17 protein-coding genes are annotated in these 18,024 nt (G+C 63.3%); 9 read left to right on the top strand and 8 right to left on the bottom strand.

The annotated features are described in order from the left end of the window. The first annotated feature begins 2 nt into the window (after positions 1–2). From B6S44_RS10530 to B6S44_RS10510, 6 genes are all read left to right on the top strand, one after another. Positions 3–779 carry an SDR family oxidoreductase gene (locus B6S44_RS10530; protein WP_129156846.1) on the top strand — a complete coding sequence of 259 codons (777 nt, stop codon included), beginning with the start codon at positions 3–5 and terminating at the stop codon, positions 777–779. Between the two features lie 202 nt (positions 780–981). Further along, the gene (locus tag B6S44_RS10525; RefSeq protein ID WP_129156845.1) at positions 982–1,419 is read left to right on the top strand and encodes an SxtJ family membrane protein; all 438 of its coding nucleotides are present in this window, start codon (positions 982–984) and stop codon (positions 1,417–1,419) included. 13 nt (positions 1,420–1,432) lie between these two features. Beyond that, positions 1,433–1,582, top strand: coding sequence for a DUF5989 family protein (locus B6S44_RS29325; protein WP_164470445.1), 150 nt, complete (start codon positions 1,433–1,435; stop codon positions 1,580–1,582). A 14-nt stretch (positions 1,583–1,596) separates the two neighbouring features. Further along, positions 1,597–3,429, top strand: coding sequence for a carbamoyltransferase family protein (locus tag B6S44_RS10520; protein WP_129156844.1), 1,833 nt, complete (start codon positions 1,597–1,599; stop codon positions 3,427–3,429). A gap of 164 nt (positions 3,430–3,593) precedes the next feature. Next, positions 3,594–4,997 carry a DUF2793 domain-containing protein gene (locus B6S44_RS10515; RefSeq protein WP_129156843.1) on the top strand — a complete coding sequence of 468 codons (1,404 nt, stop codon included), beginning with the start codon at positions 3,594–3,596 and terminating at the stop codon, positions 4,995–4,997. Positions 4,998–5,170: 173 nt separating this feature from the next. Next, positions 5,171–5,998, top strand: coding sequence for a glycosyltransferase family 2 protein (locus tag B6S44_RS10510; protein WP_248309537.1), 828 nt, complete (start codon positions 5,171–5,173; stop codon positions 5,996–5,998). Between the two features lie 120 nt (positions 5,999–6,118). On the opposite strand, the gene B6S44_RS10505 is transcribed toward B6S44_RS10510, so the two are convergent. The 7 genes from B6S44_RS10505 to B6S44_RS10475 are packed head-to-tail and all read right to left on the bottom strand — an operon-like array spanning position 6,119 to position 12,829. After that, entirely contained in the window at positions 6,119–6,736 is a 618-nt protein-coding gene (locus tag B6S44_RS10505) for a glutathione S-transferase (RefSeq protein ID WP_129156842.1), read from the bottom strand. Continuing rightward, entirely contained in the window at positions 6,736–7,617 is an 882-nt protein-coding gene (locus tag B6S44_RS10500; protein WP_282568178.1) for a glycosyltransferase family 2 protein, read from the bottom strand. Before B6S44_RS10500 ends, B6S44_RS10505 begins: the two co-directional genes overlap by 1 nt. A 23-nt stretch (positions 7,618–7,640) precedes the next feature. Next, entirely contained in the window at positions 7,641–8,657 is a 1,017-nt protein-coding gene (locus tag B6S44_RS10495) for a glycosyltransferase (protein ID WP_129156840.1), read from the bottom strand. After that, a complete protein-coding gene (locus tag B6S44_RS10490; RefSeq protein ID WP_129156839.1) occupies positions 8,654–9,787 on the bottom strand; it encodes a glycosyltransferase in 1,134 nt (377 codons plus the stop codon). Before B6S44_RS10490 ends, B6S44_RS10495 begins: the two co-directional genes overlap by 4 nt. Before the next feature lie 16 nt (positions 9,788–9,803). Next, positions 9,804–10,916 carry a non-hydrolyzing UDP-N-acetylglucosamine 2-epimerase gene (gene wecB, locus B6S44_RS10485; protein ID WP_248309536.1) on the bottom strand — a complete coding sequence of 371 codons (1,113 nt, stop codon included), beginning with the start codon at positions 10,914–10,916 and terminating at the stop codon, positions 9,804–9,806. A gap of 14 nt (positions 10,917–10,930) precedes the next feature. Next, a complete protein-coding gene (locus tag B6S44_RS10480) occupies positions 10,931–11,944 on the bottom strand; it encodes a polysaccharide biosynthesis protein (RefSeq protein ID WP_129156911.1) in 1,014 nt (337 codons plus the stop codon). A 27-nt stretch (positions 11,945–11,971) separates the two neighbouring features. After that, positions 11,972–12,829: a dTDP-4-dehydrorhamnose reductase family protein gene (locus B6S44_RS10475; protein WP_465246102.1), complete on the bottom strand. Its 858-nt coding sequence runs from the start codon at positions 12,827–12,829 to the stop codon at positions 11,972–11,974. Between the two features lie 24 nt (positions 12,830–12,853). On the opposite strand from B6S44_RS10475, the gene B6S44_RS10470 reads away from it, so the two are divergent. The 3 genes from B6S44_RS10470 to B6S44_RS10460 all read left to right on the top strand — a co-directional run bounded on the left by B6S44_RS10470 (position 12,854) and on the right by B6S44_RS10460 (position 16,627). After that, entirely contained in the window at positions 12,854–13,843 is a 990-nt protein-coding gene (locus tag B6S44_RS10470) for an ABC transporter permease (RefSeq protein WP_129156836.1), read from the top strand. Next, positions 13,833–15,281, top strand: a complete 1,449-nt coding sequence (locus B6S44_RS10465; RefSeq protein WP_129156835.1) for an ABC transporter ATP-binding protein — start codon at positions 13,833–13,835, stop codon at positions 15,279–15,281. Before B6S44_RS10470 ends, B6S44_RS10465 begins: the two co-directional genes overlap by 11 nt. A 239-nt stretch (positions 15,282–15,520) precedes the next feature. After that, a complete protein-coding gene (locus B6S44_RS10460) occupies positions 15,521–16,627 on the top strand; it encodes a TylF/MycF family methyltransferase (protein ID WP_248309535.1) in 1,107 nt (368 codons plus the stop codon). Between the two features lie 127 nt (positions 16,628–16,754). On the opposite strand, the gene B6S44_RS10455 is transcribed toward B6S44_RS10460, so the two are convergent. Next, on the bottom strand, positions 16,755–17,846 hold the full coding sequence (locus tag B6S44_RS10455; RefSeq protein WP_248309545.1) for a class I SAM-dependent methyltransferase: 1,092 nt from the start codon (positions 17,844–17,846) through the stop codon (positions 16,755–16,757). Positions 17,847–18,024: the final 178 nt, after the last annotated feature.

Here is an 18,024-nt window from a genome sequence, read left to right as displayed (position 1 = left end):
CGATGGATCTGACGATCAAGGGCCTGCGCGTGCTGGTGACAGCGGGCGCCAACGGCATCGGCCGCGCGACGGCGCGCGCCTTCGCGGCGGAGGGCGCCAGGGTCCATATCTGCGACGTCGACGAGAAAGCGCTCTCTGAGATGGCGCAGAGCGACCCTGCGATCACGCGGTCGGTCTGCGACGTCTCCGACCGCAAGGCGGTGGCGCGCCTGTTCGAGGAGGCGCTGGCGGCGCTCGGCGGGCTCGATTGCCTCGTCAACAATGCCGGGATCGCCGGGCCGACCGGGCGCGTCGACGAGATCGCGCCCGAGGACTGGGATTCCTGCGTCGCCATCGACCTGACCGGCCAGTTCAACTGCACCCGGCTCGCCGTCGAGCACTTGAAGCAGTCGAAGAACGCTTCGATCGTCAATCTCTCCAGCCAGGCCGGCAAGCACGGCTTCCCGCTGCGCTCGCCCTATGCGGCGGCGAAATGGGGCGTGATCGGCTTCACCAAGGCGCTCTCGGCCGAGCTCGGCGAGTTCGGCATCCGGGTCAACGCGATCTGCCCCGGCCTCGTCGACGGGCCGCGCATCCAGAGCGTCATCGCCAACAAGGCGCGCTCGCTCAATGTCTCGCATGAGGAGATGACCAACCGTCTCTTCGCCGGCGTCTCGATCAAGCAGTTCGTCGATCCCAACGACATCGCCAGGCAGATCGTCTTCCTGGCCTCGCCCTTCGCCAGGACGATCTCCGGCCAGGAGATCTCGGTCTGCGGCGATACGCGGATGCTGAGCTGAGGGATCGCGGCGTCATTCTCGGGCGAAGCGAAGCGCAGACCCGAGAATCTCAGGACGGAAGGGCAGAATTGGAGCCTCACCTGTCCTGAGATGCTCGGGGCAAGCCCGAGCATGACGTGCTGACGGTTGCGCCGAGTGCCCCTCGCCCTGTACCTTCCTCCCTTAATCGCCTAGAGCATGCCGCCTGAACAGGAGCGGTGGCTTGTCGAAGGGCGTCCATCACGAATTCCAGGCCGGGGCCGGCCATGACGCGCATGAAGGATCGAGCGATCGCTCCTTCGGCTTCGTCTTCGCGGCCGTCTTCGCGCTGATCGGCCTCTATAGCGCCTGGCATGCGGGCAAGGCTTGGCCTTGGCTCGCGCTGGTCGCCGCCGGCTTCCTCGCGGTCGCGTTGATCCGGCCGGCGGTGCTCGCGCCGTTGAACCGGCTCTGGATGAAGTTCGGCCTGCTCCTGGCCATGATCGTCAACCCGATCGTGCTCGGCATCCTGTTCTTCCTCCTCTTCACGCCGATGGCGCTCATTGCTCGGCTCGTCGGCAAGGACTTTCTCAGGCTGGAGAAGCAGCCGGAGGCGAAAAGCTACTGGATCGTCCGTGATCCGCCGGGACCGGAGCCGGTCTCGATGAAAGATCAATTCTGACCTGGATAGATCAATGTCGTTCCTGCGCGAGTTCTTCCGCTTCATGGCGGCGCGAAAGAAGTTCTGGCTGGTGCCGATTCTGCTGATGTGCGTACTGCTCGGCGGCCTGCTGTTCCTGACCAAGGGCAGCGCGATCGCGCCCTTCATCTACACGCTGTTCTGAACGCGCCGGCCGCGATGCGCATTCTCGGGATATCGGGCCTCTACCATGACAGCGCGGCAGCGCTGGTCGTCGACGGGCGCATCGAGGCGGCGGCGCAGGAGGAGCGCTTCACCCGCAGGAAGCACGATGCCGATTTCCCGAAGCACGCGGTCGAGTACTGCCTCTCGGTCGCCGGCTGCGGGCTTGACGAACTCGACGCGGTCGTCTTCTACGACAAGCCCTTCATCAAGTTCGAGCGCCTGCTCGAAACCTATCTTTCCTTCGCGCCGCGCGGTTTCCAGTCCTTCAAAATGGCGATGCCGCTCTGGCTGCGCGACAAGCTGTTCCAGAAGCAGATCATCGCCAAGGAGCTGAAGACGTTCTCGGCCAGCTTCGACGTCGAGAAGCTGCTCTTCACCGAGCACCATCTCTCGCACGCCGCCTCCGCCTTCTATCCCTCGCCCTTCGAGGAAGCGGCGGTGCTGACCATGGACGGGGTCGGCGAATGGGCGACGATGACGCTCGCCATCGGCAAGGGGAACGATCTCAAGGTCCATAAGGAGCTGCATTTCCCGCATTCGCTCGGGCTGCTTTATTCGGCGGTGACTTATTATATCGGCTTCAAGGTCAATTCCGGCGAGTACAAGGTCATGGGGCTCGCGCCCTATGGCGAGCCGCGCTTCGCCCAGCTGATGCTGGAGAAGCTGGTCGACCTGAAGGAGGACGGCTCCTTCCAGCTCGACCAGAGCTATTTCAACTATGGCGTCGGCCTGACCATGACCAACGACAAGTTCGCCGCCTTGTTCGGCGAGCCGGTGCGTGGTCCCGAGCAATTGCTCACCCAGTTCCACATGGACATGGCGGCCTCGATCCAGGCGGTGACCGAGGAGATCGTGCTCAGGCTCGCCCGCTCGATCCGCGCCGAGACCGGGCAGAAGAACCTCTGCCTCGCCGGTGGCGTCGCGCTGAACTGCGTCGCCAATGGCAAGCTCCTGCGAGAGGGCCTCTTCGAGGGTCTCTGGATCCAGCCGGCGGCCGGCGATGCAGGCGGGGCGTTGGGGGCAGCGCTCGCGGGCTACCACCTCTTCCACGGCAAGCCGCGCCAAGTCCCCGCCGCGGGCGATGCGATGCGCGGCAGCTATCTCGGGCCGGAGTTCTCACAGGCCGAGATCGAGGCTGAGCTGACAGCCGCCGGGGCGAAGTTCACGGCGATGGACGATGCCACCCTGATCGAGGCGACTGCGCAGGGCCTCGCTGACGGCAAGGCGGTCGGCTGGATGCAGGGGCGGATGGAGTTCGGGCCGCGCGCGCTCGGTGGCCGCTCGATCCTCGGCGACCCGCGCTCCCCTGCGATGCAGAAGACGCTCAATCTCAAGGTGAAGTACCGCGAGAGCTTCCGGCCCTTCGCGCCCTCGGTGCTGCGCGAGGATGTCGCCGACTGGTTCGAGCTCGACGGCGACTCGCCTTACATGCTGCTCGTCGCCGATGTGCGCGAGGGGCTGCGGCGCGAGATGACGGACAAGGAAAAGGCCCTCTTCGGCATCGACAAGCTGAACGTGCCGCGCTCGACGATCCCCGCCGTCACCCATGTCGACTATTCAGCCCGTATCCAGACGGTGCATGAAGAGACCAACCCGCGCTACCATCAGCTGATCTCGCGCTTCAAGGCGCTGACCGGCTGCCCGGTGGTGGTCAATACCTCGTTCAATGTCCGTGGCGAGCCGATTGTCTGCACGCCGGGCGATGCCTTCCGCTGCTTCATGGGGTCGGAGATCGAGCTCCTCGTCGTCGGCAATTGCCTGCTGCGGAAAGAGGATCAGGATCCGGCGCTTAAGCTCGACTACAAGGACGCGTTCGAGCTCGACTGAGTCATTGTTTTTCGCATTTTCCTCACGCGAACCGGTGCCCACTTCGCTCGAAAATGCTTTCGATGCGGGGATTGAATCGCAATCAATCCCCGCTGCTTTCGGAGCCCGCATAATCGGCCCGCACGGTGCGCCTCCCGCGTACCGCTTCGACCTTGCGAGGCCCCATGAGCGAAACGCCGCGTCTTGGCCTGCCCCTGCTCGCCGCCGGGCAGGCGCAGAAACACGTCACCCATAATGATGCGCTGATGCGGCTCGACGCGCTGGTGCATCTCGTCGTCGCCAGCCGGACGCAGACCGCGCCGCCGACTTCGCCCGGCGAGACCGCAGCCTATATCGTGCCGGCTAGTGGCTCCGGCGTCTTCGCCGGGCATGCGGACGATCTCGCCATCTTCGAGGACGGCGCCTGGAGCTTCCTTCCGCCGCGCGCCGGCTGGCAGGCCTGGGTGAGCGACGAGACCGAGCATCATGTCTGGACCGGCACGCAATGGCGCCGCTCGCAGCCGGTGAGCAGTCTCGGGGCGGAGCTCTGGGGCGTCAACGCGACGGCCGACACGACGACGCGCCTTGCCGTCGCCGCCGATGCCAGCCTGTTCAACCACGCCGGCAGCGATCATCGGCTCAAGCTCAACAAGGCGAGTGCGGCGCAAACAGCGAGTCTGCTGTTCCAGGACGATTATTCCGGCCGGGCCGAGATCGGGCTCGCCGGGGACGACCAGTTCCGGATCAAGGTCAGCGCCGATGGGGCGAACTGGACCGAGGCGCTGGTCGTCGATCGGACGAGCGGACTCGTCACCTTGCCGGCGAGCGGGTGGGCGCGCGAGGCATCGCAGCCGAACCTGCTGGTCAACGGCGACTTCCAGATCAACCAGCGCGCCTTTGCCGGCGGCGTGCTGGCGGCGGGCGCTTATGGCTACGATCGCTGGAAGGCGCATACCGGCGGCGCCAGCCTCAGCCGCAGCGGCTTCGACCTGACGCTGACCTCCGGCGCAATCCGGCAGATCGTCGAGCCGGCGCTCTGGGGCGTGCCATCCTTCGCGTCGACGCCGCTATGCCTCTCGGTCGAAAATCTGAGTGGCGGCAATCTCGACGTGACGATCGGCAGCGCTTCCGGAACGATCACTGCCGGGAGCGGCCGTCGTTTCGTCGCGTTGACTCCAGTCGCGGGCGATACCGGAAATCTGACCGTCCAACTCGCGCCGGCTGCTGGCGCGGTGAGCTTCCGCGCGATCAAACTCGAGTACGGCGTAGCGGCGAGCTCGTGGCTGGTGCGCAGCCAGACACAGGAGCGCCAGCTCTGCGAGCGTTATCACTGGCGGCCCGGCCTTTCGATGCTGATCGACACCTTCCAAGCTGCCGCCAGCTATTTCACGAGTTTCCTGCCGTTTCCCACCCATATGCGGACCACGCCGACTCCGGGCTACTCGGTCACGCAGGAATTGAATGTCATGAATGGCGAGCGCCTTATTGCAGCAGCCTCGCCGGCGATGGGATATGCGAGGATACGCGCCAGCGCACAGGGACGCGTCTTTGCGACCTTCGAGAACATCGCCTTCGATGCGGAGCTCTGATGGCTATAGGTGTGCGCTTCGGCTGCGCGCTGGCCGGTGTCGGCTATGGGCTGTCAGCGTCGTTCCGGCAGGCTCTGAGCGAGCGGGGGCGTGCCTGGACGGTTGATGGGGCCTTCCACCCGTCCAGCTTGTCGCTCATGGATTTCCATGCTTAAGCCCTGAAATAACAAGGGTTGGACGCGGCTGTGCTACCAGTTTCCATCTTCATCATCGCGCGGAACGAAGCAGATCGGATCGGTCGTACCATCGCGGCTGCACGGAGCTTCAGCAACGACATCGTCGTTGTCGATTCGGGGTCCACGGACGGCACGCAAGCGGTCGCCGAGGCACTCGGCGCCCGAGTCATCTTTAATCCCTGGCCTGGCTACGGTCAGCAAAAGCGCTTTGCCGAGGATCAGTGCCGCCATGACTGGCTTCTCAATCTTGACGCAGACGAAGTGCTGCCTCCCGACCTCTGCGCAGAAATCGTGGCTCTCTTTCGCAACGGCGAGCCGGTCGCGGACGCTTACAAGATGCGCATCGCCGAAATTTTCCCCGGCGAGAAGGCGCCGCATCCTTTCGCCTATGCGCTCGTCCCCGTCAGACTCTACCGCAAATCGAAGGGGAGGTACTCTTCCTCCCCGGTGCATGATCGGGTCGATCTTCTGCCAGACGCTCGAGTCGGCCGGTTGAAGGGCACGATCCATCATTTTTCGGTGCGCTCGCTCGGCGAGCAAATGGACAAGCTCAACGCCTATAGCGAGGCGCAGGCCAACGACCTCGATGCACGCGGCGAGACATTGTCGGCGTTCCGCCTGATCCTCGAGTTTCCGGCCAATTTTCTGAAGGCTTATATTGGGCGCCGTCATGCACTACGCGGCATCTATGGTTTCATGACCGCGATGAATTACGCCTTTTATCGCTATCTGCGGGTTGCCAAGCACTGGGAACGGCGCTTGCAGCGAGACGCTGGACTATCGTCCAAAGGGGCGGCCGGTAATGGCAAGCCGAGTGATGTCTAAGGCGATTTATCTACAATTTTCAATTGTTTAGATCTCTATGGGAGAGCGCGGCCCCCCAAATCGGCCATGCAATAGATTGGAACAGGGCCATTCAACCGGAGCAGGTCCAGAGCTGATGTTTTATGCGCGCCTCTGGGAGGAATCGTGATAGCGGGTCGCCTCGAAGGCCGGGACCTGCGCGGCGAAGTCGGTGAGCCAGCGCTCCAGGTCGGGAAAGGTCGCCCGCCAGGTCCCTTCAAAGCGAAGATCGAGATAGCCGAGCGCTGCAGCTAAAGAAAAGTCACCTATTTGAAGCTGATGGCCCGGGCGGGCTGCGATTTCGCTTGCGCGCGCCAAGCCTCGCGCGATCTTGGCTTCCTGATGCGCGACCCAGCGCAGTTCGCGCTTTGTTTCGTCGCGCCAGCGCCGTTCGTAAACGATGAGGACGATCGCCTCCATCACGCCATCGACCAACGCCTCATAGGCCTTCGCGGCGAAGCAGGCTTCACCGGGCGGGCTCAGAGGGTGGCCGGCGCGCGCGTCGAGATAGGCGGCAATCACGGCAGAATCAAAAAGCGCCTCACCTTGCGGCGTGACCAGTGTCGGAATTTTCGCCAGTGGGTTGGCGGCGAGGAAGGTGGCGTCCGGCGCACCCGTATCGACAAAGCGCTCCTCAACATCTCTCTCGAAGCCAAGATGGCGCGTCAGCATGCGCACCTTGCGGGCGAAAGGGGAGATCGGGGCGCAGTACAGGATCATCAGCTGCGATCTTTCACTGCGCGCGCCAGCCGCCCGCGGGCCACCGCTGCGGCTCCGCTAGCGAGGCGGCCGAGCGTATGCAGAGGCCGCTGCGCGAAGGCAGCGGCAGCGGGGCGCAAGAGAGCGCCGAGTTTGCCCTCGAAAGCATAGGTGCCGACAGCCTGCAACCAGATGTCGCCCACCGCCTTCCGCCGGTCGGCCGGCGCGAGCGCGTCGAAGACAGCGCGATGCTTTGCAAGCAAGAGCTCGGCGGAACGCTCGACAACCTCCCCGAGCCGCGCGCGGCGATTATAGACGCGCGCCAGCGGTTCGCGAACCGCAACGATCGGGCCGGTGCGCGTGTACCGGATCAGCCAGTCCCAATCCTCGAAACGCGGCAAGGTTTCGTCGAGTGGACCGATGGCATCGAAGACGGCACGGCGCGTGAGCTGCGTCGTACCGGGGCTAAGGTCGCAATCCATTGCGAGCCGCCGCGCCCAATCGGAACTGTCCTCGAGCGGCTGCAGACGCGTGATTGCGTGATCAAGCAGGTGCATTTCCACGCCGGTGCAGGACACTCCGGCGTGAGCCGGCGCAGTCTCCAGCGCCGCAACCTGAATTTCGAGCTTGCGCGGAAACCATTCGTCGTCGGAGTCGAGAAAGGCGACCAACGACCCGTGCGACGCTGCAACGCCGGTGTTGCGTGCCGCCGAGGCGCCGCCATTTTGTTCGCGGCGCAGCAGCCGCAGGCGCGGATCGTCGATCGCCGCGACAGTCGCAACGGATTCATCGCTCGAAGCATCGTCGACGACGATCACTTCGATATCGCGAAAGCTCTGTGCCAAGGCGCTGTCCACCGCGCGCCGGATGGTGGCGACGCGATTGAACATCGGGATCACCACGCTGACATGTGGTGTCGATGCTGTCACGGCTCCTCCTTCCGCGCTGAGGGATCAAGGCCAAAAGTCTGGTCGAGAACCGCCTGCCTGCCGAAACGGGCAGGCAGAAGGGGCGATGCAAATGCGTGCAGCCAGCCTGACAGAGGTTGCATTGCCGCGTAGGCAAGGTGTCCAACAGCGCGGCGCTGAGTGGCGACGACGGGTTCGGCCCAGCGCGGTTTCAGCAAGTATGATTTCAAGGCATAGCGCAGTGCCGGTGTGTCCGGCGCGCGAAGGCCAACAAGCGCAGCATGATAATAGGCGGCACTAAGCGCTTGAGGGCCGAGTTCACGAACATGGGCAGGAACATCAGGGCGCGATAACAGACGCTCGATGACCTCGATCCTCTGGCGTGCAAGACGTGGCCCCTGGCCGCGTCTGGTCGTGCCGCCGGCATGCAACCGCCAGGTCGCGAGCACGAATGGCAGCCGCCTCACCTTCGCCCCGCGCAAGCCGAAGCGCAGCCAGAAATCGTAATCGGAGATCAGCGAGGAGCGAGCGTCGCGTACAGGCTCGCCGGCGAGAGTTCCGACTCGAAAGAAAGCGCCGGGGCCCGGGAAACAGAAATGCTGGCCGAGCAGCACGTCATAGTCGTAGTCGCGTACCGCAATTCTCGCGAGCTGCTGCCCAGCCGCATCGATCTTGAGCCAGTCGGGGTACACGGCATCGAGGGTCGGATCGTCGCGGAAGGCGGTCCGAACGGCGTCGAGGAGGCCTGGCAGGATCGGATCGTCGGCATTCACGATCCCGACGATATCGCATGCCGCCCGGGCAATTCCGGCATTGACGGCCTGTGCCTCACCGGCATTAACCTGCGCGACGAGATCGATCGGCAGATCGGCGGCAACGAGACGAGCCCGCGTGTCGTCGGTCGAGCCGTCGTCGACCACGACGTAGCGATCGCCGGGACGCAGCTGGTTTGCGACGGAACGCGCCGTCTCGACGATATAGTCGGCGCCGTTGAAGACCGGCGTGACGACGGCGAGCCGGAGCGCCGAGGTCATGGCGCGGGCTCCCGCGCGGCGAGGCGGCGATAGAGCGCGTCATAGGTACGTGTCATCCTGTCGAGCCCGTAATGCGCGCGGGCTTCGGCAAAGGATGCCGCCCAGCGCGGATCTCCGGCGCGCGCAAAGCTCAAGGCGGAAGCCAGGGATCGCGGGTCTCCGGGCGGGGCCAACGCCTCGCCCGGACAGGGCAGCCGCCCGATATCGCCGACGCGGGTCGCGGCGATTGGCTTGCCCATCGCCAGGGCCTCGAGCAGTGCCATCGGCATGGCCTCGCCATAGCGTGAGCCGAGCAGAACGGCGTCGGCGGCGTCGAGCAGGCCCGGCATGTCAGCGACCGCCCCGAGCGAGAGGACGGCGGGTCCGAGATCGCGCGCAGCGATCATGGCACGCAGCGCTGCATCCGAATCGTCCATGCCGCGCCCCGCCAGCAACAATCGCGCCTCCGGCACCTCGCGCCGGAACAGCGCGAAAGCGTCGAGGCAATTGGGCAGGTCCTTCTGCGGGTCGTTGCGGGCGCTCAGTAGGACGATGAAAGCATCGTCGGGAAGGCCCAGACCAGCGCGGCGCACCGCGCGTCGGGCCGGGTCGGGGCGGAAGAGCGCGAGATCGACACCATTATCGATGACGAGGCCGCGTTCCGGGGCATAGCCGCGCGCCTCGTGGAAGGCTCGCGCGGACGCCGCGCAATAGACGACCGCGTCTGGCGCTTGGCGCGAGCGCGCGGCGAGCACGCGGTCGACCAGATGCAGCAGAGGATTGGCAAGAAGCCGCGGGAAGGTGGTGTTGTGGATCGACCAGACGACCGGCGTGCGATTGCTCAGGGAAAGGCTGAGGAAGGCGCCGTAATAAAGCCAGCCCTGAACGACGTCGGGTTTGAGCCTCTCGATCAAGGCGCGCAGCCTTCGACGCGACGCCGGCAGATGGGTCAAGGCCCCGAAGCGGCGCTTCAGGTCGAAGCCGAGCTCCTCGATCTGCAGGCCGGAGCGATCGAAAAACACCTCGTCCTGCATGAGCGCGACATGGTGGGTCGTTCCGTCCGAAGGATGCGTCGCGAGTTCGAACAGCAACCGCTCGGCACCGCCCTGGCGCAAATGGGGCGCAACATGCAGGATTTTCAGCCCGGCCATGCCGCGCCCTCCCGCCTCACGGTTTGCGCCAGACCGTACGGTTGACGTAGTCGATATAGCTCAGAACGATGGCGACGACCTTGCGCGACACGGGCCCGGCGACATAGTCGGCGACCGGCCGCGGCGTCAGCCCGCTTGCGTCGGCGCGCATGACGAAGCGCACCGAGTCGAGCACCGAATCGCGCGTAAGCCCGCACATCACGAGCGTGCCCTCGTCCATGCCCTCGGGGCGCTCATGGGCCTGACGGATGGTCACGGCGGGGAAGGCGAGCAGCGAGCTTTCCTCGGTGATGGTGCCGCTGTCGGAAACGACGCAGGCCGCCGTCATCTGCAGCTTGATGTAGTCGTGGAAGCCGAAGGGCGGCAGGAAGCGAATGCGCGGATCGAGCCCGATCTCGCCGAGCGCCTCGAGCCGCTTGCGAGTGCGCGGATGGGTCGAGACGATCACCGGCCAATCATAGGTTTCGGCCAGTCCTTTCAGCGAATCGAGCAGGTCGGCGAGGTTACGCTCGCTGTCGACATTCTCTTCGCGATGGCTGGAGACCACGAAGAACCGGCGCTCGGTCAGGTCGAGCCGCGCGAGGATGTCGGAAGCCTCGTAGCGGGGACGGAAATGCTCGAGCACCTCATGCATATGCGAACCGACATTGAAGGTCAGCTCGGGAGGCAGGCCCTCGGCAACCAGATAGCGCCGGGCGTGCTCCGTCAGCGTCATGTTGATGTCCGAGAGATGGTCGATGACCTTGCGGTTAAGCTCCTCCGGAACACGCTGGTCGAAGCAGCGATTGCCGGCCTCCATATGGAAGACCGGAATCTTGCGCCGCTTGGCGGCGATCACAGCCAAGCCCGAATTGGTGTCGCCGTAGATCAGCACCGCGTCGGGCTTCTCCTGCTCCATCACCGCATCGGAGCGCTTGAGCACCTCGGCAATGGTGTCGATCGCCGAGCCGCCCGCCGCCTCGAGGAAATGATCGGGCTTGCGGATGTCGAGATCCTCGAAAAACACCTGATTGAGGCCATAGTCGTAATTCTGGCCGGTATGGACGAGGACATGCTGCGTCTGCTCGTCAAGCAGAGCGATGACGCGGCACATCTTGATCAGCTCGGGGCGGGTGCCCACGATCGACATCACTTTGCGCATGTCTAGCCTTGCAGCTCAGCCTGGATGTAGTCGAGGCCGAGAAGCAGCTTCTTCACCCCCTCGACGTCGAGAATCTCGGTGTTGTCGGAGGTATAGTCCTCCGCCATCGAGATCGCGCTTTCGCCCTCGACGAAATATTTGGCATAGTTGAGATCGCGGTCGTCCTGCGGAACGCGGTAATAGCCGCCGTGATCGATGGCGCGCGCCATCTCCTCACGCGAAACCAGCGACTCATAGCGCTTCTCGCCATGGCGAGTGCCGATCACCTTGATCGGGACGCGCTTGCCGAGGAGCTGCATCACCGCCTCGGCGAGGTGGCCGATGGTCGAGGCAGGCGCTTTCTTGATGAAGATGTCGCCCTGCTCGGCGTTGCGATAGGCATAGATGACCAGATCGACCGATTCCTCGAGCGACATCAGGAAGCGCGTCATGTTCGGGTCGGTGATGGTGATCGGTTGGCCCGCCTTCACCTGCGAAACGAAGAGCGGGATCACCGAGCCGCGCGAGGCCATGACGTTGCCGTAGCGGGTGGCGCACAGCGTGGTATCGCTCTTGGCGAGCAGGCGGGCGCGGGCGACCGTGATCTTCTCCATCATCGCCTTGCTGATACCCATGGCGTTGATCGGATAGACCGCCTTGTCGGTGGAAAGCACGACGACACGCTGTGCACCGGCGTCGATGGCGGCTTCGAGCACGTTGCTCGCGCCGAGGACGTTCGTGCGCACCGCCTCCATCGGGTAGAACTCGCAAGAGGGCACCTGCTTCAGCGCCGCGGCGTGGAAGATGAAATCGACGCCACGCATCGGAGCGCGCAGGCTGTCGGGCTCGCGCACGTCGCCGATATAGAATTTGACGCGATCATTCTTCAGCTCGAGGCGCATATCCTCCTGCTTCTTCTCGTCGCGGCTGAAGACACGGACCTCGCCGATGCCCTCGCGCAGGAAGCGGCGCAGAACGACGTTGCCGAAGGATCCGGTTCCGCCCGTGATGAGCAGGGTCTTGCCCTTGATATCCATGGGATAGGTCACTCTCTCCTGGCGCGCTCAACGTGCGGCGCGCATGCGTGCGATCAGCTCCGGCCAGGCCGGAGCCACGTATCCCGTCGCTGCCTGGAAGCGTGAGCCGTCCATCGAGCGGTCGATCGCCACCGCGTCGTCGGGGACGATCTCGATCGCCTTTCCATATTCCTGCGCTACCAGCTTCAGCAGCTCGAATTTATTGATCTTGTCGGCCGCGACATGCCAGAGGCCACGCATCTCCGGGCGCGGAACGACCACGTCGCGAATGACACGCGCCAGCTCGACCGTCGGCAGGCCGGTGTAGATCGCCTTGCGATAGCCCTTCACCGTAGGGCCGGGCTGGCTCAAGAACCAGTCGACCAGCGAATGGGCGGAGTTGAGCTCATGTCCGATGATGGAGGTGCGTAGCGTGATCGCGTTGGGGTAGTCGACCTCGCCGAGGAACTTGCTCTTGCCGTAGAGGTCTTCGGCGTTCGACAGGTCCGTTTCCTTGTAGTCTCCCTTGCGGCCGTCGAAAACGCAGTCCGTCGAGACGTGCACGAGACGCGCGCCTGCGGCCGCGCAGAGTTCGGCGAGACGGTGCGGCAGCAGCGAATTCAACGTGATGGATACCAGCGGATCCTTGGCCGTGGAGAGCTGCTTGACGACACCGATGCAGTTGATCACCAGGTCGGGCCGCGTCTCGCCGATCACCCGGACAAGGCCGTCCTGATCGGTCGCATTGATTCCACCCAGCAAGCGGGCGGTTGAACTCTGTATAAGCCCGGCCGGCGCCCCGCCGCGGATCGTGCCGACGACCTCGAAACCCGGCGAGGCGGCAAAGAGCCGGTAGGCGGCGTTGCCGAGCATGCCCGCCGCGCCGAGAATGAGAATCTTGGTCAAGAGCATCTCCGCTCAAACGGTGAAATGGCGTCGTTCCGTCATCGACGCATCGGCCGGTCCGCCAAAGCGAGCAGGATTTACTCAACCGGTCCGGGATTGTCGAGCCGGTCGGCTTGCAGTGCAGCAGAACGCGTTTGCGGGACGCGGATACGAGGTGCTAAAGGGGCGCCGCGGCCGACGATCATATGCGGCTGGGATCCAAGGATTGAAGCGTTGACGAGTTGGGGCGATCATCTGCGCCAGACGACGGAACTGACTTTGCGCCTCACAATGCGTGATTTCGAGGCGCGCTACCGCGGCAGCGTCCTGGGAGTCGGCTGGGCGTTCCTGACCCCGCTCCTGACTGCTCTGATCTTCACCTTCGTCTTCTCCGCCGTATTCCAGACTCGATGGGGAACCGGACAGGATGGCACCGATGCCAATTTCACCTTGATCTTGCTCGTCGGCGTCCTGTTGCATTCCATGCTTGCGGAGACTTTGAACCGGGCTGCGGGATTGATCCTCGCCCATAGCAGCTATGTAAAGAAGGTCGTCTTCCCGCTCGGCATCCTGCCCATAGTTGTCGTCTTGGGCGCCCTGATCACAGCAGGTTTCGGTCTGCTCATCGTCGTGCTGGGGCACCTCCTGCACAGCGGCCAGGTCGAGGCGACCGCGCCGCTCTTCATCCTGATCATCATTCCCTATCTGCTGTTGCTGCTCGCGACGGCTTATGTACTTTCGGCCTTGGGCGTCTATCTCCGCGATATCGGACAGATCGTGACTTTCATCGTCACGGCCTCGATGTTCCTGACGCCGATCTTCTACCCGATCTCCTCGGTTCCTCCCGGCTTCCGCACCGTGATGCTGCTCAATCCGCTGACTATCGTGGTCGAGGAGTCCCGCAATGTGCTGTTGTTCGGCCGGGCTCCGGACTGGCAGACCCTGGCGTTTTTGTGGCTGGCAGCATTGGTGAGCCTGCCCGCAGCGTTCTGGGTCTTCAACCGTCTGCGCGTAGGTTTCGCCGATGTCCTCTGAGATCGCGATCGAGGCCAAGCGCCTCTCGAAATCCTACCACATCTACAAGAGCCCATCCGACCGGCTCGCCCAGGCGGTGATGCCGCGGCTGCGGCGGGCGACGGCGCCGGTCCTGCGCGCGGTAGGGATAAAATGGCCCGAAAGAAATCACTACACCGATCACTGGGCGCTCAGATCCCTCAGTTTCGAGGTTCCGCGCGGTGACAGCCTGGCCATCATCGGCCGCAACGGATCGGGCAAATCCACCCTCCTGCAGCTCGTATGCGGGACCCTGACCCCCACCGAGGGCGAGGCGCGCGTCAACGGGCGCGTCGCGGCGCTGCTCGAACTGGGGTCGGGCTTCAATCCTGAATTCACCGGTCGCGAGAACGTCTATCTCAACGCCTCGATCCTCGGCATGAGCCGCGAGGAAACGCAGGCCCGCTTCGACGACATCCTCGCCTTCGCCGATATCGGCGAATTCATCGAAAGGCCGGTGAAGACCTATTCGACCGGCATGGCGATGCGCCTGGCATTTGCGGTGATCGCCCATGTCGATGCGGACGTACTGATCATCGACGAGGCGCTGGCGGTCGGCGACGCCTATTTCCAGCAGAAATGCCTGCGCTGGCTCCGGCAGTTCCGGGAACGCGGAACGGTGCTGTTCTGCGGCCACGACACCGGCGCGGTGATGAGCCTGTGCAACAGCGCGATCTGGATCGACAAGGGCGATCTGGTGATGCAGGGTTCCGCCAAGGATGTCTGCGAAGCCTATTCAGCGTCCATCATGAGCCAGACGCAAGGATTGTCGGATCAGCCGGTCCCACGGTCGCGTGCCAAGGCTAATGTGCGCCCAGCCGATGTGCCGCCGGCGACGGGCGAGGAGAGCCCGCCCGAGGGGAAGCCGAAACGCGCTTCGCTCCCCGAGCCGCCCAGACCGGACCGCCCGGCCATCTTCGATACCATGGCGGATAGTGCCGATTTCGGCAGCGGCAAGGCGCGTATCGAGCGCGTCGTCCTCACCCATGCCGACGGCTCCCCGCTGCATTGGATAGAAGGCGGCGAGAATGTGCAGGTTCTCATCGACGTCGCCGTGATCGAGGATCTGGAGGCACCGATCGTGGGCTTCCACGTCAAGGACCGCCTCGGCCAGCCGATCCTCGGCGACAACACCTTCCTGAAGACCCTCGACAAGCCGATCACGGTACGTGCCGGCCAGACACTCGAGACGACCTTCGCGTTCCGATTGCCAGCGCTCGCCTCCGGACGCTATTCGGTGACCGCCGCCTGCGCTTCCGGAACGCTCGAGAATCATGTGCAGCATCAATGGATGCACGATGCGTTGATGTTCGACGTCCATTCGCCCTTCCGGAACGGCGTCATGTTCGCGATCGAGATGGACCGCGTCGAGATCACTCCTGTCGAGCCGCAGCAGTCGAAAGAATCGAGCGATGCGTGACGCGTACGAATGTCTCGCCAGCGCCTCCACCGATTGACGCAGGCCGCCACGAAGGTCGTTGGCTTCCCAACTGCCTCCAATGCTCCGTCTGGATTCGCCATCTCGACGATGGGCTGTATAAAACTGACCATAATTCGTAGTTCACGAGTGGCGTCGAAAGTTTGGGCTTTCCCCGCCGAGTTGATGATGCGCGCGCCCGATTTTCTGCACGAATCGGGTGCACAGCGATGGGTAGTCCAGTGACGCAATCTTCTTTCGCCAGCCGCCTTGTTCGCCGTCTTCCGATTTTGCGAGAGGAAGCGCGTAAGCGCGACGCCTTGCGCGAGGCAGCTCGCCACGCGATCGAGGAGCGTGACACTTGGCGCGAGGCAGCCAGAAAGTCCGCCGAGGAACGTGACGTGTTGGCCGAGCGGCTGGCGGCGGCGGTGACGTTGGAAAACCAAGTCAACCATATGCTCCAACGGATTGGCGCTTATCACGATTCCACATATCTGAAGCTGGACAATGTCTCGGCCCAGATCCTGGGCGTAGGCGCCCGTCAGGAGGAGGCTGTCGCCCGTCTCGGGCGCCGATTGCAGGGCAACAGCCCCAACCTTGGAGGTGATGGGCGTGCCGCGGAGCTCTATCTTGACCTGCTGGAGGCATCACTGACGGGCCTGCTGATCGAGGATGCCTCGCAGGCGCCCTGGACAGAACGCAAGTTCGACCCGTCGCTTCGTGCCATCGGCCGCGACTGGCCTGAACAGGCGATCACGATGATCGGAACCGCGCGCATGCGCAATTTGCGGATGCTGACGACGCGGGCGTTGGAAGAAGGTGTTCCAGGCGATTTCATCGAAACCGGCGTATGGCGTGGCGGCGCTTGCATCTACGCCAAGGGAATCTTCCAGGCTTATGGTGCCAAGGACCGCAAGGTCTTCGTCGCTGACAGCTTCCGCGGCCTGCCCGAGCCCGACGCAGCACACAATCCGGCCGATGCTGGCGACACCCACCACACCTATGGCCAACTCGCCATTTCCCGCGAGGCTGTCTCCGCCAATTTTCGCCGTTACGGGCTGCTCGACGAACAGGTCGTCTTTCTCGAGGGCTGGTTCAAGGACACGCTGCCCGTCGCGCCGATCGACCGGCTGGCCGTACTGCGCCTCGACGGTGACATGTACGAGAGCACGGTGGATGCGCTCAATGCGCTCTATCACAAAGTATCGCCAGGCGGCTTCGTCATCGTGGACGACTACGTGCTCGAGCCCTGTGCCAAGGCTATCCACGATTTTCGTGGACAGCACGGCATCGAAGCCCCGATGGAGCCCGTGGACGGCGCAGCGGTGTGGTGGCGTGTTCCCCTGTGAAGCACGAGGCGGTTTCAGAGCTTAAGGCGAGGATTGGACGCTGACCGCGTCTTAGCTATTCTGGCTGTTGTGAGCGCCCAATCTGAACCGCCTCTTGTTTGCGCCTTTTCGTGAGTTCGAGCGCCTGTCAGGAAATCGTCGCGAAAAAGGCGCCCCCTTTGTGGTTTGCCCCGACAAGGTTCGGATGGCTCCACATGGATGCGAAGATCGCGTGCAGGTCTGGGGTTTCGCCGATAAAATAAGCGGCGAAATCAGGCTTTAGCCTGTCGCCAGCAAGCAACCAAGATGCCAAGAGATACTGCTCATTGAAATACCACTCCAGCCATGCGGGAGGGTAGTCGTCGGGCAAGAATATATCGTGTATTCCAAATACAGATCCGCTTTTCAAGCGAGGTAGTATTTCATTGAAAAAGACAGTCACGTCGCTATTTTGAAACGAACGGTGACTTCCATCAAAAAATACCATGTCTTTTGAAGTAAGGTTCTCAAAAAATGATATCGGGACTTCTTCCAGCGGCGCCCGAATGACTTCGTCGCAGATATCATCGATTTCGGCTCGCGGTTCCGGATCAATCGATATTAGTTTCGTATCGAGGCGATGGTCGCGGATCGCGCGCCTGGCAAACTTCGTAGAAAAGCCTGAACCGATCTCGATCAGGCGTTGCGGCTTGTGAAGCGCTATCATTCCGTAAAGCGCCATCGCGTCCAGGGCGGGGAAAGCTGGATTGACCCAATTCGGCTCGCTTGCATCTGCGATGGGATCGCTGGGAATGGTCAGCATCGGCTCCAGCAAAGGCAGTATCATGCGCATCTGCGAGGCAAAATGATCCGAGCAAGCTGTCAGCCGGGCCAGCATAAGTGGCTCAGGTGGCTGGCCATGGCCATGTCGCACCTTGGGAGTAACAGGAAAGTCCAGCTCGATCAGCTGACGACGATTCTTGAGATATAGCCAATGCGCGTTGCGATTGATCTCTTCTGCCGAGAGTCCAGGTGTTGACGTCAATGCGCCCAGCTCTGAGCGCGACTCGTTATCAATACCCGCAGCCGCCAGCTGTTCTGGGCCCAGCTGCGCACGCAATGCGTTAAGCTGTGCAGCTAATTTGTCCGCTTCTTGCCTCGCGGCTGTCCTCTCGGTCTCGGCCTGCAGGGCAAAATCATGCAGGCGACGAAGTGGCGGGAAAAGGCGGGCGGTCCCGCGAGCAATTTGACGCAATACCATCACGATTACTCGGATCCTGTTTATCGAGGGCTGAAGCGCGTCTGCAATATGCGGGAGAAATTTGAGTTTCGGCTGTTTGAAGGGCGAGAGTTCCACAAGGGTGGATCGAAACGCAAGGACGTTGCCACTCTGCTCAGATGCGGGTTGATCTGGGCCTGGCGCGGATGTTGAGCCTAGG

The sequence above is a fragment of the Allobosea sp. Tri-44 genome (assembly GCF_004123845.1).
In the GTDB taxonomy this organism is placed as follows: Bacteria; Pseudomonadota; Alphaproteobacteria; order Rhizobiales; family Beijerinckiaceae; genus Allobosea.
The sequence above is the reverse complement of the archived record's forward strand: the minus strand, read 5'-3'. Positions and strand labels throughout refer to the sequence as shown.